This window comes from Paractinoplanes atraurantiacus (genome assembly GCF_900215205.1).
GTDB classification, from domain to species: domain Bacteria; phylum Actinomycetota; class Actinomycetes; order Mycobacteriales; family Micromonosporaceae; genus Actinoplanes; species Actinoplanes atraurantiacus.
Genome location: NZ_OBDY01000034.1, coordinates 94,091 through 109,967 on the forward strand (window position 1 = coordinate 94,091; position 15,877 = coordinate 109,967).

Here is a 15,877-nt window from a genome sequence, read left to right on the forward strand (position 1 = left end):
TATGTTCGGAAATTCCGCATGAGCGGAGAGATCCGCGTCACCGGAGTGCGCCGGGTCTACGAGATCGGCGCCGGCGGCTCGCTGACCGCCCTCGACGACGTCGATCTCACCGTGGAGACCGGCACCTTCGTCAGCGTCATCGGGCCCAGCGGCTGCGGCAAGTCGACGCTGCTGCGGGCCGTGGCCGGGCTGGAGACGCCGGACGCCGGTCAGATCACGGTCGGCGGCCTGACGCCCGAAAGGGCCGCCGCCGACAAGATGCTCGGCTTGGTGCCGCAGACCCCGGCGCTGCTGCCGTGGCTGTCCGTCCTCAAGAACGTGTCGCTGCCGAAGAAGGTCAATCGCAGGAAGGGCCGCACCACGGCCGACATGGTCGACCTGCTGAGCAAGGCCGGGCTGGGCGACGTCATGCACAAGCTGCCGTCGCAGATCTCCGGCGGCATGCAGCAGCGGGCGGCGATCGTGCGCGCCTTCGGCCTGCACCCGGACGTGCTGCTCATGGACGAGCCGTTCTCGGCGCTCGACGAGTTCACCCGCGAGGCCCTCCAGGAGCAACTGCTGGACCTGTGGGACGAGCTCAAGGCCACCGTCCTGTTCATCACGCACTCGGTCAGCGAGGCCGTGCGGCTCTCCGACCGCATCGTCGTGATGGCGCCCCGGCCCGGCCGGATCACCGACGTCATCGACATCGACCTGCCCCGGCCGCGCGGTCAGGCCCTGCTGAAAACCCCTGAGTTCCATGCGTACGAGGACCTCGTGCGGGACCGGCTGCGCGGAGCGTTCCACTATGCGAATGCGATCGCGTCATGACCCTCGCTCTCGTGGCGAAGCCGCGCGCCACAAGTAAACGAACTTTCGCCTTTCTGCATCCGGCGAAATGGCTGCCGCTGGTGCTCATGCTGGCCGTGCTCGGTGCGCTGTGGCAGTGGGGCGCCGGCTCCATGCCGTACCTGCTGCCGCCGCTCGGCGACATCGGGCAGACCCTGGCCCAGGACGCCGGCTACTACCTCGAGAACGCGCTGGTGACCCTGCGGGAGGCGCTCGGCGGCCTCGCGATCGGCACCGCGGTGGCGTTCGTGCTGGCGGTGGTGGTCAGCGAGTTCACGCTGGCCCGGCGGGCCATCATGCCGGTGGCGGTCATCCTCAACGTGACCCCGCTGGTGGCGATCGCGCCGGCGCTGGTGGTGGCCTTCGGCTTCGGCGCGGCGCCCAAGCTCATCGTCACCGGGCTGATCTGCTTCTTCCCGGTGCTCATCAACATGTCGATGGGCCTGCGGGCGGTGCCGCTGCCGGTGTTGCAGGTCTACCAGACCATGCACGCCTCGCGGCTCGAGACGCTCTGGTACATCCGGGTTCCCAGCTCGCTGCCGTACCTGTTCGCGGCGCTGCGGATCGTCTTCCCGCTCTCGGTGGTGGGCGCGGTGGTCGCGGAGCTGTCGGCCGCGGGCTCGTCCAAGGGCCTGGGTACGGCGATCAGCCTCGCCTCGTCCATGAACCGGCTGGCCGCCGTCTACGCGTCGATCGCGATCCTGGCCGTGCTCGGCTCCCTGCTGCTGCTGGTCGTGACGCTGCTGGAGCGCCGTCTCCTGCACTGGCACGAGACCCGCGCCGGCGCCAAATAAGTCACCGCACTCTCTGACGGAGATAACTCATGCGTACTCGCACCCTTTTTGCGGCTTTTTCCGCCGCGGCCTTGTTGATAACCGTCTCCGCGTGTGGAGGCGATGACGACACGGCCCCGGCCGCCGCGGCCGGCACGGCCATCTCGGCCGACCGCTGCGCCAAGAACAAGGCGGCCGGGAAGGTCACCTACCTGTCGGGCTACCAGTGGCAGGCGTCGGCCTCGATCCTGGAGTACGCCGCGGCCAAGAAGCTGGGCTACTTCGACGCGGTCTGCCTCGACGTCACCATGCAGCCCGGCACCGGCGACACCAGCCAGAACACCAAGCTCCTGGCCAGCGGCAAGGTCACGTTCAGCCCGGTGAGCCAGCAGGACGTGCTCTCGGCCAACGCCAACGGCATCAAGGTCACGGGCATCTCCTCGTACTCCAACGTGGGTCTCGAGGTCCTGATGACCAAGACCGACGTCACCGACCTCAAGCAGCTCGACGGCACGACGCTGGGCCAGAAGGGCGCCATGCCGATCGGCGTGCAGGCGATGCTCGTGCAGGCGGGCGCCGACTTCGGCTCGGTCAAGCAGGTGACCGTCGGCTACGACCCGTCCGTGCTGACCCGCGGCCAGGTCAAGTCGCTGACCGGCTTCATCTCCAACGAGCCCAACCAGCTCAAGGCGGCCGGCACGCCGGTGACGGTCTGGCGGCCGTACGACTACAAGGTGCCCGGCTCGCTCGGCGCGATGGCCGTGAACCCCGACTTCGCCGCGAAGAACCCGGAGGCCGTGCAGGACTTCCTCCGGGCCGGCCTGCACGCCTTCGAATACTGCGAGGACAACGCCGGGGAATGCGTGAAGGCGGCGGCCGAGCTGACCGGCGCCGGATACGACGAGAAGCAGAACCTCGCCGTCTGGCAGACCGAGGACAAGGTCGTGCGGGACAGCCTGACGTCCGGCACCGCGCTCGGGGCGATCGACACGAAGAACGTCACCGCCCTGGCCGAGATGCTGAACACGTACACGAAGACCTCGATCACGCCCGAACAGGCGACGAGCGAATTCGACACTTCGTACGTCTCCGCGATCTACCAGGGTGACAAGCTGATCTGGCCCGCGCCGTAATTCGAGAACAGGAAACAGTTATGGCTAGCAAGGAATATGGCGTGTTCCTGCCGATCGGCAACGGCGGCTGGATGATCTCCGAAACGGCTCCGCACCCGGAGGCCACCTACGCCTACAACCGGCGGGTGGCGGTGGAAGCCGAGCAGATCGGCCTCGACTTCATCATGTCGATGGCCAAGTGGAAGGGATTCGGCGGCACCACCGACCACTGGGGCCAGACGCTCGAGTCGATGACGATGATGTCGGCCCTGGCCGAGGCCACGTCGACGGTGAAGATCTGGGCCACCATGCACGCGAACATCCACCACCCGGCGGTCGCGGCCAAGATGTTCACCACGCTCCAGGACGTCTCCGGCGGGCGGGCCGGCATGAACATCGTCAATGGCAGCTACGCCGACGAGTTCCAGCAGATGGGGCTCTGGGACGCCGAGCTGTCGCACGCCGACCGCTACCGGATGACCGAGGAGTGGACGCAGGCGGTCGGCCGGCTGTGGACCGAGGACGTCGTGACGATGAAGAGCGACTTCTTCACGCTCGACGCCTGCGAGTCGCGCCCGCACCCGGCGGCGCGGCCGACCATCATCAGCGCGGGCCGTTCGGCGGCGGGCCGCGACTTCCAGGCCAAGTACGCCGACGGCGCGTTCCTGAGCGCCGACAACCTCGACCAGATGCGCGAGTTCTCGCGCTACGTCCACGACAAGGGCGCCTCGCACGGGCGCGAGGTCAAGACGTACTCGATGCTGACGGTCGTCCTCGACGAGACCGACGCGAAAGCGGAGGCGAAGGCGGCCCGTTACGGCGAAGGGCTCGACAAGGAGGCGCTGATCGGCATGCGCACCTCGTGGGGCATCCCGGCCGACACGGCACGGGCCTGGGCCGACGGGGCGACGGGATCGGAGGCCTTCCAGACGCCGTACGTCACCGGTGGCCCCCAGAAGGTCATCGAGCACATCGAGCAGATCACGGCCGAGGCCGAGCTCGACGGCCTCATGCTCATCTTCCCGGACTACCACGCGGACATGCTGCCGTTCGGCGAGGCCGTGCTGCCCGCCCTGCGAGGCAAGTCATGAGCGAGCTTCGTACGGCACAGCTGGCGGCCCTGCGCGGCCGCAAGCCGGCACTCATCGTCGTCGACGTGCAGCGGTCGTTCGCCGATTCCCCTGTCGTCGCTGATGCGGTTGCTGCCATCGGCAAACTCGTACAGGTCGCGCGCACCGCCGGTGTCACAGTGGCCTGGGTCGAGCTGGGCAGCGACCCCCGCCACCCGTGGCACGCGAGCCAATGGCTGCGCGCCGGTGACCCCGAAGCCCCGTACGGCCCGGAAGAACCTTGCGTTCTCGGCACTTCGGGCGCGGAGTGGTACGGCACCGAGCCCGCGGAAGGCGAGATCCGGGTCGTGAAGCGCGGCTACAGCGGCTTCCTCGGTACGAGTCTTGAATCTCAGCTGCGCGCGGCGGGCATCGAATGGGTCGCGGTCTGCGGGCTCACCACCGAATGCTGCGTGGCGGCCACCGCCACCGACGCGTTCCAGCTCGACTGGCCCGTCCTGCTCCCGGTGAACGGCGTCGCCGCGTACGACAAAGAACTCCATGAATCTGCTCTGGCCTCCCTGGCGCTGAACGCCGCCGTGCTCACCGACAGCGACGAGCTCGCGGACCTGTGGGTGACGGCATGAGCGGCATGCACCTCGCCTTCGATCTGTCGTTCTCGCACACCGAGGGCCGCTGGGCCCGGCGCGGCTCGTGGGTCGGGCGCGACTTCCCGGACCCGCGGATGTACATGGAGCTCGCCCAGGTCGCCGAACGGGCCGGCATCGGCATGCTGTTCTTCGGCGACGGCACCGGCATCCCCGACACGTGGCGCGGCTCCATCGACGCCGCCGTCGAATGGGGCGTCCAGTGGCCGCGGCACGACATGAGCCCGATCATCGCGGCCATGTCGACCGTCACGTCGCACATCGGCTTCGGGCTGACCTACTCGTCGACCTTCATGCACCCGTTCTACGTGGCCCGGCTGCTCAACTCGCTCGACCACGTCACCGGCGGGCGGATCGCCTTCAACGTGGTCGCCTCCACCCGCAGCGCCGACGCCGCCAACTACGGCTTCGACCAGCTGATGGCCCACGACATGCGCTACGAGCGGATGGAGGAGTTCATCGACGTCTGCCAGGCGCTCTGGCAGTCGGTCGGCGCCGGCGCCATCGTCCGGGACCGGGAGACCGGCCGCTTCGCCGACCCGGCCCAGGTGCGGGCCATCCACCACCACGGCAAGTTCTTCGACGTGCGGGGCCCGCTGCCGAGCGTGCCCAGCCCGCAGATCGCGCCGATGCTGGTGCAGGCCGGCAACTCGCCGCGCGGCATCGCGGCGTCGGCCCGCTTCGCCGACCTGGTCTTCGGCTTCGGCGGCAGCCTGCCGTCGCAGCAGCGGCACCGGACGATGCTCGACGAGGCCCTGAAAGAGCAGGGCCGCGACCCGTCGTCGGTCGGCATCCTGTGGGCCACCCAGGTCATCGTGGGGCGGACCATGGACGAGGCCCGGGCCCGGCGCGACGAGGTGCTGACGTTCTGGAGCGAGGAGGCGGTCGGCGCGTTCCTCTCCCACAACGCCGGCGTCGACTTCTCGAAACTGCCTTCGTCGTTCCCCCTCGGCGAGCTGAAGCGGCAGGCGGCCGAGGCGCAGGCGACACCGGGCGGCCTGATCGGCACGCTGCTGGCCGAGCACGGCGAGGACTACGAGATGAGCCGTACGGAGTTCTTCGAGCACGGCTGGCGCAGCGCCACCGGCATGGACCACACCGTGCTGGGCGACCCGGGCACGGTCGCCGACGCCCTCGAGGAGAACTTCGCGGCCACCGGCGCCCGCGGCGGCTACATGCTGTCGAGCCCGCTGGCGATGCCCTCAGGGCTGGCCGACCTGGCCGAGCTGCTGGCACCGGAGCTGCGGCGGCGGGGAGCTTTGGCGCCGCGCTACCAGGGCCGCACCCTCCGCGAGAACCTCGCGATCTGATGAGCGCGACTCCCTTGCCGCAGCAGACCGTGCTGATGTGCGCGCTGATCGGGACGGCCCAGATGACGTGGGGTGTCACGGTGCCGGTGCTGCCGGTCTACCTGGATTCCTACGGGATCGCGGTCGGGCTGCTCGGACCGCTCGTGGCCGCCTTCGCCGTGGGGCGGATCCTGGCCAACATCCCGGCCGGGCTGGCGCTGCGCCGGTTCCCGGCGCGGACCTACCTGCGGGTGGTGCTGGTGGGGCTGGCGCTGGTCACGGCGCTGACCGGGCTGGCCACGTCGGCGGGTGTGCTGATCGGCTTCCGGCTGGTCGCGGGGGTGCTCGGCGGTGCCGCCGTCACGGTGGGGTTCGCCCTGCTGGTGGCGGGGGCGCCGGCCGGGCGCCGAGGGGCGGTGATGGCCACGGCCACGGTGGTGCAGATGAGCACGGCCGGGGCGGGGGCGTTGCTGGGCGGGGCGGTCGTGGGGGTGGTCGGGCCGGCTTGGACGTTCGCGGTGGCGGCTGTGCCGGTGCTGGGGGTGCTGCTGTGGGACGCGGCGCGGCCGGCGTCGCATTACTGGTCGTCGACCGCCGCATCGAGAACGCCCCCACCCACGGAGCCCGCCCTCCCAGGGGGAGCCCCCGTCGGTCAGTATCCCGGAAAAGCGCATGATCAGGTCGGGCGGCTGTGGACAACCCGCCTCTGGGGAAAACGCCGGACGCGCCCGCAACCCGTGCTAAAGCGCAGCTGGCTCCTCCTGGCCCTCTGCGCCGAGGCGTTCGCCACCTTCTTCGTCCGGTTCGCCGGCGAGCAGGGCCTGGTGCCCGTCCTCGCGTACGACAGTGGTGGCCTCAAGCCCTTCACGCTGGGCCTGGCCACCGCCGCCGGTACGGTGGCCAGCCTGGCCGCGATGCCCCTGATCGCGCGCTGGGTCGACCGCGGCGCCCGCATCGCCCTGCTCGTTCCGGCCGGTATCGCCGGCGCCGTGGCCATGCTCTGCCTGCCCCTGCTGCACGTGCCGGCCGGGTTCGCCGTGGCCATCGTGGCCTACTCCCTGGCCACGAGCGTCATCGGCGTGCTCCCCGGCGTCATCACCGGCGACGCCTACCCCGCCTCGGCGGCCGGCGGCGTCATCGGCCTGACCCGCACCGCCGGTGACATCGGCGCCGCGATCGGGCCGCTCGCGGTCTTCGCGGTGGCCGGGTTCGCCGGCTTCGAGGCGGCCTGCGCGGTGCTGGCCGCTCTGTTCCTGCTCGCCGCGGCCGGATTGGTGACGGCCCTGCTGCGTCACCGGTCGTCCCAGGCCGCGATCGCCGCCCCGGCCCTGGTGGGTGCGCCGTGATCCGCGGTGAGGTGGTGCACGGGGCCGGTCGTGGCCGTCCTCTCGGTTTCCCGACGGCCAACCTGGCCGTCGAGGATCCGGCGGGGCTGCCCGGGGACGGCGTCTATCTGGGCATGTTCGCGCTCGACGGCGGCCCGGCCGCGCCGGCGCTGGTCTCGATCGGCGCCAATCCCACCTTCGGCGGTGAGGTGCGGACCGTCGAGGCGTACGTCCTGGACCGGGACGAGGACATGTACGGAAGGAGGGCCGAGGTGCGGCTCGTGACGCTCATCCGGGAGCAGGAGCGGTTCGATTCGGCCGAGGCGCTTGTCGAGGCGATGGCCTCGGACGAACGCGCCGCCCGTAGGCTGTTGACCATGGGTGAGGACGCCGAGGAGCGGGGCTGGCGCCGGTTCGGGCCGGACAGCATCGAGCGTGCGATGCTGCTCGCCCTCAGCGACGAGCTCGGCGTCGACCTGCGGCCCCGGTCGATCAACCTGGGCGACGGCACCCGGCTCGAGATCGAGGGCGCCGACGAGAATTGCGGCCTGCTCGTGCAGATGGTCGGCAACCAGGGGACGTTCCGTTCCCTTCACCGCAACAAGGTGATGGCCGACATGTTCAAGCTGACCTGGCTGCGATCGTCGATGTTCCCCGAGAGCCGCATCCTGCTGTGCGTCAGCGAGACCGTGGCCCAGGTCTTCAGCCCGTCCGGCTGGACCACCCGGGCCGCCCGCGACCTCGGCATCGAGGTCCTGCTGTACACCGGCGACGGCAAGCTGCAAACCGTCGTCGGCAAGTAAGAGAGAATCCGCAGACGGCCGGTCTCATCCCTCTGTGCCTGGCGACCATTCCGGACTGCTCCGCGGTGGCTGATGTTCCAAGCTAGTAAAGGAGTACGCCTCCGCCATGAAAATCACTGTTCTCGTGGGCAACCCCAAACCTCTTTCCCGTACGAGGGTGACCGCCGAAGCGGTGGCCGGCCTGTTCGGCGGCGACGACCGCCTGGTGGTCGACCTCGCCGACCACGCCGGCCGCCTCTTCACCTGGCCCGAGCCCGGGATCGACGAGCTCACCGCCCGGGTCGCCGGATCCGACCTGTTGATCGTCGCCTCGCCGACCTACAAGGCCACCTACACCGGTCTGCTCAAGGCTTTCCTCGACCGGTACGGATCGAACGGCCTGGCCGGCGTGACAGCCGTCCCGGTGATGACCGGCGCGGCGCCCGACCACGCCCTGGCCGTGGAGGCGTATCTGCGCCCTTTGCTGGTGGAGCTGGGCGCGAGCGTACCCACCCGGGGTCTCTACATGGTGATGTCCCGGATGGACTCGCTCACCGACATCGTCGAGGAGTGGGGCAAGGCGAACGTGGGGCTGGTGGGCCGTGACTGACACCGCCATCGCGAGCCGCGAGTTCCGCCGCGTGCTGGGCGGCTTCGCCTCCGGCATCACCGTGGTCACCGCCGTCGTCGACGGTGCGCCGGTCGGCATGACCTGCCAGTCGTTCTTCAGCCTGTCGCTGGACCCGCCGCTCATCGCGTTCTCCCCGTCGCGGACCTCGGCGTCCTATCCGCTGATCCGGGGCGCGGGCGCGTTCTGCGTGAACATCCTGGAGGCCGGGCAGGAGCAGTTGTGCAACCAGTTCGCCCGTACGGGAACCGACAAGTGGCGGGGTGTCGCCTGGCGGCCCGGCAGCACCGGAAGCCCGATCCTTCAGGGGGTCCTGGCCTCCATCGACTGCACGCTGGAGCAGGAGCACGAGACCGGCGACCACTACCTGACGATCGGCCGGGTGGTGGCGCTGGAGAGCGACCCGGACCGGCACCCGCTGCTGTACTTCAACGGCGCCTACGAGCGCCTGCACCGGCCGGCCGCGTGAGTCAGAAGACGCGGGCCCGGTGGTCCTTGGCCAGGCCGTGCACCTCGCAGGGGGTGCGCGGCTCCCGCGGGCAGAGAACCCACAGGGCGGTCACGGAGGCCCGGTAGAGCCGGTATTCCGACGGGGCGGTCACGTCGTCACGGTCCAGCATCGTGACGTCGTGGCCGTCGCGCCTCGGATAGCGCGCGAGCGCCTCGCCGACGTCGCCGGGGGAGACCTCGGCGGCTTCGGCGTCGGCATAGACGGCGCGCCCGTGGTACGGCTCCACTGTGGAGTCGAAGACGGTGAAGCTCACTCCCGGTCGGCCGGTCAGATTGACCGAGTGCCGCGCGCTCGCCTCGGAGCACCAGAGGACCTCGCGCTCGCTGACGGGCGCGAAATAGACGGGCGAGGCCCACGGCCGCCCGTCGGTGTCGACGGTGCTCAGCGTCAGATACAGGTTCGACTCGAGGAGTTCCCGCGCGTGCTCCGCCAGCGACATCGTCTGAGGATACGGTTCAACGATGCTGCTGGCGCGGGTGGAGGAGTACGCGGAGCGGGTCCTGCGGCCCGCGGCCCTGAAAACAGACCGTGACGGCGTACCGGAAAAGACCGTGCGTGACCTTCGCGCCCTCGGCCTTCTCGAGCCCCTGGGCGGGGACGACGAGCGGAGGGTGCACGAGATCCTGGCCGGAGCCTGCCTCAACACCTGGCTGGTGTGGGCGCAGCACGCACGCGTGGTGAAGCTGGTGCCTCGCAGCGACATTCTGCTCGGCGTGGCCGTCAGCGACGTGCGGCGCCTTCCCTGCGGTCATGTCACGGCCGAACGCGACGGCGACGGGTGGGTCTTCGACGGCACGGTGAGCTGGGTCAGCGGGTGGGGCCTCAACGAGGCGCTGGTGGTGGCCGGGGTGACCGGCGACCGCACCGTGGTGACCGGACTCGTGCCCGTCGGGCCGGGGCTGACCGGCACGCCTTTGGCGCTGGCCGCCGCCGGCGGCAGCCGGACCGCGCGGGTGCGGCTCGACCGCGTACGAGCCGAATCGGTCCTTGACGTGACGCCGCTGGACGAGTGGCTGCGGGCCGACGCGGCCGGAACGGCCGACGCCAAGCCGCACCACTTCGGACTGGCCCGGACCGTGCTGCGGGAGCTGGCCGCCGAGCCGGCGGCGCGGCAGGTCGCCGAGACGTGGGCGCCCAGGGTCGAGCGATTGCGCCAGAGAGCTTACGCCGGTGGCGAGGTCGCCGAACGGCTGCGGGTGCGGGTGGAGATCGGCGAGGTGCTGTCGACACTGACCCGGGCTCTCGTGGTCGTGCGGGCCGGGCGAGGGCTGGCGCTGGACGACACGGCGCAGCTGCACGCGCGGTCGGCCCTCTTTCTGCTCGTTCAGGCGCAGACGACGGCCGTGCGGGAGGCTCAGCTCGGGAGTACGCAGACGGCGGGTGAATAGTTGCTCGCTTTGAACAATCCCTCACGGTCTCGCCATTTTTGACCGTGTACGGCACCATGCTCGGGTGCAACGAATCCAACTAGTCTCGTTGATCGTCGCAGCGGTGGTGGCAGTCGGAGGCGGCGCGCTGATCGTTCAGGGCCTCCAGGGCAGCGACGACTCCGGAGGGTCGTCGACCTCAGGCGGACCGTCACCGACCCGTACCACAGTCGATCCGGCGATCGCCCTGCGCGCTCAGCGCCGCCAGCAGCTCACCGCGGCGCTCACCAAGCTCGCACCGACCGTGCCCGAGTTCTCCGTCGCGGTCCTCGACCGCAAGACGGGGGAGCGGTTCGAGTTCAAGGGCACCGAGAAATTCGACACCGCCAGCGTCGTCAAGGCGTCCATCCTCGCCTGCACCCTGTTGCAGGCCCAGGACGACGACCGCAAGCTCACGACCGGCCAGCGGCAGCTGACCGCCCGGTCGATCCGCAACAGCGACAACGACGCCACCACCGAGCTCTTCGGCGACCTGGGCAAGGTTCAGGGCCTGACCGCCTGCAACAAGCGCCTGGGCCTGACCCAGACGGCCGTGAACAGCGCCTGGGGCCTCACCCGCACGACCGCCGACGACCAGGTGCGCCTGCTGGCCGAGTTCGTCAACCCGAAGAGCCCGCTGTCGGTTCCGTCCCGGCAGTACGCCTTCTCGCTGATGACCAGCGTCCAGGACGACCAGGACTGGGGTGTGCCGGCCGCGGCCAAGGCGGGCGAGACCGCCACCGTCAAGAACGGCTGGGACACGCGCGACGCCGACAACGGCCTGTGGGCGGTCAACTCGATCGGACGCATCACCTCCGCCGACCGCAAGACCGACGTCTCGGTCGCCGTGCTCTCCCACAACAATCAGACGTACGAGGATGGCATCGCGCTCGTGGAGAAGGTCGCCAAGCTGACCCGGCAGTACCTGAAGTATTAAGACCGGAAGCCGGCGAACAGCGAAGTGAACGCGTAGTCGCTCTGCGCGATGCCGCTGCACGAGCTGCTGACCGTGCCGTCGGCGCAGCCGTCGTTGTCGCGGTCGACCGACCAGAAGCGGACGAAGCCCAGCTTCTTCTCCTCGGCGTAGTCGAGCAGGGTCCGCGCGTTCGCGACCGTCGTGGTGGCGCCGCTGTCGTTCACCCCGATCATCGGGGTGACGCCGAGCATCTCGTACAGGTCGGCGTCGCTGACGCCGGGCCAGATCGCCGCCACGTCGTCGCGGACCGCCTCGGCCGCCTTCGTCATGGCCGTGCCCCAGTCGCCGGACCCCTCGAAGTTCATCGTCATCACGTTGACCGTGACGTCCAGCCCGGCGCTCTTCACGCTCCTCAGCAGCTCGGTGGCGTCGTCGGTGAGCCCGCCGCCGTCCTCGGCGACCGGCACGGTGACGGAGACGACGGTGTCGCGCGCGGCCTGCACCGCCTCCAGCGCCGTGGCCACCGTGCCGGCGCTGAACTTCTGGCCGTCGCCGATCAGGATGTCGACGTCGAGCCGGTTGCTGCCGGCGGCGTCCAGGGCTTTCTCGTACGCGGTGGCGAGCTCCGTCGCGGTGCACACGGCCTCGAGGTAGGTCCCGTCCGCCCCGCCCGTGGCCACGGTGATCTGCCCGCCCAGCTCGCCGATCGCGTCGAGGTCGGCCTTGACCTCTTCGTCGTCCAGCGCGGTCGACCCGCCCCAGGTGGCCGTGCACTCCCCGGCGCTGTTCGCCACCGCGAAGGCCACCGTGTAGTCGGCCTGCCCGGTCGCCTCGGCGATCGCGGTGACGTCGGCCGTCCCGCTCTCGATGTCCAGATACGGCGACACCCGGTGGTTGCCGGTCACCGACACGCTGGGTGTGGGCGAGGTGGCTTCGCCGTTGCTGTCCGCGCACCCGGCCGCGAGCAGCAGGCCGCAGACGATGGCGAGAAAGCGCACCACCACACTGTTTCATCCAGGCCGTCGACGGGATCCGCGAATCGACGTACTCCGGTATGACGGCGAAGGTCACCCTTCGGTATCACGACTCGGCGGGTTCGTGTCCCTAGCGTCCGTGCCATGACGTTTCGACGGTTTCTCAGCGGCGGACGGACACTCCTCATCGGGGCCGACCCGCCACGGTTCGGCACCCCGGTGCTGCTGTGGGTGCTGGCCGCGCTCGGCGCGGCCTGTCTCGCACACGGCGGCGCGACCTACCTCGACCTCAAGTCGGGGCTTCCGCTCCCTCTCTGCGTGGCCGGTGGGATCGCGCTGGCGGCGCCGCTTCCGCTGGTCGTCACCCGGCCGCTGCTGGCCTGGCGGTGCGCCTTTCTCACGGCCGTGGTCACCGGGCTCTTCGTTCAGGCCCACGGCCGTACGCCCTTCTCGTGGCACCCGGCGATCCTGGCGTTGCAGGTGCTCGTCCTGGTGGTGATCGCGGTCCGGCGGCCGGTGGCCGTGTCGGCGTGGGCCTTCGCGAGCATGGCGCTGCTCGTCACGCTCTCGTTCTATCCGGCTGACCGCCTGCCTCTGATGGCGCTCGTGGCCGTACCGGTGGGAGCCGGGGTTCTGATCCGGAGAAAGAACGCGGCCCGGGAGAACCTCCCGGGCCGCGTCACTGCTGATGGTTAGCGTTTGGTGACGGTGGCCTCGCCGGACCAGGTGGCCGTGTTGCCGGCCTTGTCGGTGGCGGTCGCCGTCAGGGTGTAGCTGCCGTTGAGGGTGGTGGCGTTCCAGAGCAGGGTCCACGGGGCCTTGGTCGCCATCACCGTGTTGAGGACCTTGCCGTTCTGGCTGACGACCAGCTTGACCTGCTTGAGCCCGGCGTTGTCGGTGACCGTGGGCGTCAGCTTGGCCAGGCCGATCACCGTGGCCGGCAGGGCGATGTCGATGACCGGCGCCTCGTTGTCGACCGTGAACGTGCGGCTCAGCGTGCTGACGTTGCCCAGCTTGTCGGTCGCCCGCACGGTCAGCACCTGGGTGTCGGGCAGCGTGGTGGTGTCGACCTCGATGGCGTACGGGCCGGTGGTGTCCTCGCCGATGACCTGGTCGCCGGCGAGCAGCTCGACCGACGCCACCCCGGAGGGGTCGGTGGCGGTCATGTTCGCCGTCACCGTGCCGCGCAGCGGGGACGACGCGATCGGGGTCGGCCAGGCGATCCGCGGCCCCACCAGGTCGGTCACGACCTTGCGGGTGGTGGTCGCCGAGTTGCCCATGGCGTCGGTGGTGCGCACGCCGACGGCGTACGTCGTGGAGAGCGCCGGCGTCCACTCGATCGACCACGGCGCCGACTCGATCGTCTGGATCACCTTGCCGTTGAGGAGCAGCTCCATCTTCGCGGTGTCGTCCGACGGGTTGCTCAGCTCGATCGTGATGGGGCCGCCGGTCGCGGCGGGCACGTCGGCGGCGGCCGACGGGGCCGCGTTGTCGACCTCGATCGTCGTCGAGACGGTCGTGGTGTTGCCGGTGGTGTCGAACGCCGTCACGTGGAGGTGGTAGACCCCGGCGAGCTTGCCGGTGGCCCAGGCCAGCGCCCACGGGGCCTTGTTGGTGACCAGGGTGGCCAGCACCTTGCCGTTGTCGTCGGTGACGACACCCTTGACCTGCTTGACCGCGACGTCGTCGCCGACGGTCGGGGTGATCACCGCGGCGCCCTTGAGGATGCCCGGCACCGAGACCTCGACGGTCGGCGCGGAGTTGTCCAGGGTGAGGGCGCGGGCGATGGCGCTCTCGTTGCCCAGCGCGTCGGTGGCGCGCAGTGTCACGGTCTCGCCGCTGGTCAGAGCGGTGGTGTCGACGTCGATACGGTACGGGGCGGTGTCGTCGCTGCCGATGACCTGGCCGCCGGCCAGCACGTCGACCGAGGTGACGCCGCTGGGGTCGGCCGCGGTCGCGGTCACCGCGACGGTGCCGCGCAGGCTGCCCTTGGCGGCCGGGGTGACCCATTTGAGGGCCGGGCCCATGTTGTCGACGGTGACGGTGACGCTGGGGGCGGTGGTCGCGTTGCCGGAGGTGTCGGTGACCCGGACCTTCACGGCCTTCTTGCCGGTGAGGCCGGTGGTGTCCCAGTCGATGCTCCACGGCGCCGACGTCGCGGTGGCGACGAGCTTGTCGGCGACGAACAGCTCCATGCGGGCCGTGTCGTCCGACGGGTCGGTGAGGGCGACCGGGACGGCGCCACCGGCGGTCGTGGCCACGCTGAAGGCGGCCGACGGGGGAGTGCTGTCCTTGACGGCCGGGGTGGGCACGACGCCGCCGGTGATGGCCTTCAGCGCGTTCTCGGCGTTGACGCGGCCGTGGGCCACCCAGGAGCCGACCGAGTCGGTGGTGCCCTCGACGGCGGCCCGGATCTGCTCGGCCGTGGCCGACGGCTTGGCCGCGCGGGCGAGCGCGGCCACGCCGGCCACGACCGGTCCGGCCGAGCTGGTGCCGGCGTACCAGTAGTACTTGTTGTCGGTGCCCTGCGCGTAGTTCTGGCCCGGCGCGGCCACGTCGACCCACGGGTTGTCCGCGCCGTTGTAGTTCGACCAGCTGTAGCGCAGGTCGCTGGTGTCCGAGCCGGCCACGGCGATCGCGGCCGGCACCGCGGCCGGGTAGAACGGGCTGGTCACGCCGTCGTTGCCCGCCGAGGCGATGACGACGACGTCCTTCGAGGCGGCGTACGCGACGGCGTCGCGCACCACCTGGGTGTCGGTGGCGGTGCCGAGCGAGAGGTTGATGACGTCGGCGTTGTGGTCGACGGCGTAGACGATGCCCTTGGCGATGACGTCGGTCGTGCCCCGGCCGTCGGCGCCCATCGCCTTGACCGGCAGGATCTTGCAGTCCCAGCAGACGCCGGCGATGCCGGTGGCGTTGTCGCCCTTGGCCGCGATGACCGAGGCGGCCTTCGTGCCGTGCCCGTTGTCGTCGACCGGGCTGGAGTCGTTGTTGACGAAGTCGTAGCCGGGCAGCAGCCGCCCGGACAGCTCGCTGATCGCGCTGACGCCGGTGTCGACGACCGCGACCACGACGTCGTCGCCGGTCGTGTAGGCCCAGGCGCCGGACGCCTTGATCTTGGCGAGGCCCCACTGGGACGCGTAGCTGGGGTCGTTCGGGGCGGCGGTCGAGACGACCGAGGCGACGGCCTTCGGCTCGACGTAGGTGACGTTCGGGTCGTCGCGCAGCGCCGCGATCGCGTCGGCGCGGTCACCGGCCGGGACCGTCACGGTCAGGCTGTCCAGGGCGGGCGTGGTGGAGCTGCTCAGGACCTCGACGCCGGGGTCGGCGTCGAGAGCCTTCACGGTTGTGGCGGCCGCGCTGTCGCTGCGCAGTCCGACTACCAGCGAGGACGGGCTCGGGCCGGCGGGCGCGGCGAGAGCCGGCGCGGCGGTGACGGCGGTCAGCGAGGCGGTCGCGAGGGCCGCGGCGGCTGCAGTCTTCATTCGGTGGGCCACGGAGTTGTCGATCGGCGGGCGGCGGCCGTACGCGTGCACAAATCGGCCGGACCGCGCCGCGGAACGGATGGCGGCGCATCGGCCGAACGAACGAGCGCCGCCCGGGATGAGAGCATCCC

General features: G+C 70.5%; 16 protein-coding genes. 13 read left to right on the plus strand and 3 right to left on the minus strand.

The genetic code is table 11. The features are described from left to right. Window positions 1–18 precede the first annotated feature (18 nt). The 10 genes from CRP55_RS44555 to CRP55_RS44600 all read left to right on the plus strand — a co-directional run bounded on the left by CRP55_RS44555 (window position 19) and on the right by CRP55_RS44600 (window position 8,923). Window positions 19–810: an ABC transporter ATP-binding protein gene (locus tag CRP55_RS44555; RefSeq protein ID WP_097328144.1), complete on the plus strand. Its 792-nt coding sequence runs from the start codon at window positions 19–21 to the stop codon at window positions 808–810. Beyond that, window positions 807–1,622, plus strand: coding sequence for an ABC transporter permease (locus CRP55_RS44560; RefSeq protein ID WP_097328145.1), 816 nt, complete (start codon window positions 807–809; stop codon window positions 1,620–1,622). The genes CRP55_RS44555 and CRP55_RS44560 overlap by 4 nt, the downstream gene beginning before the upstream one ends. Window positions 1,623–1,651: 29 nt before the next feature. Then, complete coding sequence (locus tag CRP55_RS44565) at window positions 1,652–2,734, plus strand: ABC transporter substrate-binding protein (RefSeq protein WP_097328146.1); 1,083 nt, start codon at window positions 1,652–1,654, stop codon at window positions 2,732–2,734. Between the two features lie 41 nt (window positions 2,735–2,775). After that, entirely contained in the window at window positions 2,776–3,804 is a 1,029-nt protein-coding gene (locus CRP55_RS44570) for an LLM class flavin-dependent oxidoreductase (protein WP_245923753.1), read from the plus strand. Beyond that, window positions 3,801–4,409: a cysteine hydrolase family protein gene (locus tag CRP55_RS44575; RefSeq protein WP_097328148.1), complete on the plus strand. Its 609-nt coding sequence runs from the start codon at window positions 3,801–3,803 to the stop codon at window positions 4,407–4,409. The genes CRP55_RS44570 and CRP55_RS44575 overlap by 4 nt, the downstream gene beginning before the upstream one ends. Further along, window positions 4,406–5,740, plus strand: a complete 1,335-nt coding sequence (locus tag CRP55_RS44580) for an NtaA/DmoA family FMN-dependent monooxygenase (RefSeq protein ID WP_097328172.1) — start codon at window positions 4,406–4,408, stop codon at window positions 5,738–5,740. Before CRP55_RS44575 ends, CRP55_RS44580 begins: the two co-directional genes overlap by 4 nt. Next, window positions 5,740–7,065 carry an MFS transporter gene (locus CRP55_RS44585; protein ID WP_097328149.1) on the plus strand — a complete coding sequence of 442 codons (1,326 nt, stop codon included), beginning with the start codon at window positions 5,740–5,742 and terminating at the stop codon, window positions 7,063–7,065. Before CRP55_RS44580 ends, CRP55_RS44585 begins: the two co-directional genes overlap by 1 nt. Further along, on the plus strand, window positions 7,062–7,847 hold the full coding sequence (locus CRP55_RS44590; protein ID WP_218854996.1) for a riboflavin kinase: 786 nt from the start codon (window positions 7,062–7,064) through the stop codon (window positions 7,845–7,847). Before CRP55_RS44585 ends, CRP55_RS44590 begins: the two co-directional genes overlap by 4 nt. 106 nt (window positions 7,848–7,953) lie before the next feature. Continuing rightward, window positions 7,954–8,436 carry an NADPH-dependent FMN reductase gene (locus CRP55_RS44595; RefSeq protein ID WP_097328151.1) on the plus strand — a complete coding sequence of 161 codons (483 nt, stop codon included), beginning with the start codon at window positions 7,954–7,956 and terminating at the stop codon, window positions 8,434–8,436. Next, complete coding sequence (locus CRP55_RS44600) at window positions 8,429–8,923, plus strand: flavin reductase family protein (protein WP_097328152.1); 495 nt, start codon at window positions 8,429–8,431, stop codon at window positions 8,921–8,923. The genes CRP55_RS44595 and CRP55_RS44600 overlap by 8 nt, the downstream gene beginning before the upstream one ends. A 1-nt stretch (window position 8,924) precedes the next feature. On the opposite strand, the gene CRP55_RS44605 is transcribed toward CRP55_RS44600, so the two are convergent. Further along, the gene (locus tag CRP55_RS44605) at window positions 8,925–9,404 is read right to left on the minus strand and encodes a pyridoxamine 5'-phosphate oxidase family protein (protein ID WP_097328153.1); all 480 of its coding nucleotides are present in this window, start codon (window positions 9,402–9,404) and stop codon (window positions 8,925–8,927) included. Between the two features lie 22 nt (window positions 9,405–9,426). Here CRP55_RS44605 and CRP55_RS44610 point away from each other — a divergent pair, with 22 nt between their 5' ends. Both CRP55_RS44610 and CRP55_RS44615 read left to right on the plus strand, forming a co-directional pair. After that, window positions 9,427–10,353: an acyl-CoA dehydrogenase family protein gene (locus tag CRP55_RS44610; RefSeq protein WP_097328154.1), complete on the plus strand. Its 927-nt coding sequence runs from the start codon at window positions 9,427–9,429 to the stop codon at window positions 10,351–10,353. Between the two features lie 103 nt (window positions 10,354–10,456). Continuing rightward, window positions 10,457–11,308, plus strand: coding sequence for a serine hydrolase (locus CRP55_RS44615; protein WP_342751616.1), 852 nt, complete (start codon window positions 10,457–10,459; stop codon window positions 11,306–11,308). Here CRP55_RS44615 and CRP55_RS44620 read toward each other — a convergent pair. Next, on the minus strand, window positions 11,305–12,285 hold the full coding sequence (locus CRP55_RS44620) for a glycoside hydrolase family 18 protein (RefSeq protein ID WP_245923754.1): 981 nt from the start codon (window positions 12,283–12,285) through the stop codon (window positions 11,305–11,307). The two genes, CRP55_RS44615 and CRP55_RS44620, sit on opposite strands and share 4 nt — an antisense overlap. 120 nt (window positions 12,286–12,405) lie before the next feature. Here CRP55_RS44620 and CRP55_RS44625 point away from each other — a divergent pair, with 120 nt between their 5' ends. Further along, complete coding sequence (locus tag CRP55_RS44625; protein WP_097328156.1) at window positions 12,406–12,957, plus strand: hypothetical protein; 552 nt, start codon at window positions 12,406–12,408, stop codon at window positions 12,955–12,957. On the opposite strand, the gene CRP55_RS44630 is transcribed toward CRP55_RS44625, so the two are convergent. Then, window positions 12,954–15,746: a S8 family serine peptidase gene (locus tag CRP55_RS44630; RefSeq protein WP_143235373.1), complete on the minus strand. Its 2,793-nt coding sequence runs from the start codon at window positions 15,744–15,746 to the stop codon at window positions 12,954–12,956. The two genes, CRP55_RS44625 and CRP55_RS44630, sit on opposite strands and share 4 nt — an antisense overlap. Window positions 15,747–15,877: the final 131 nt, after the last annotated feature.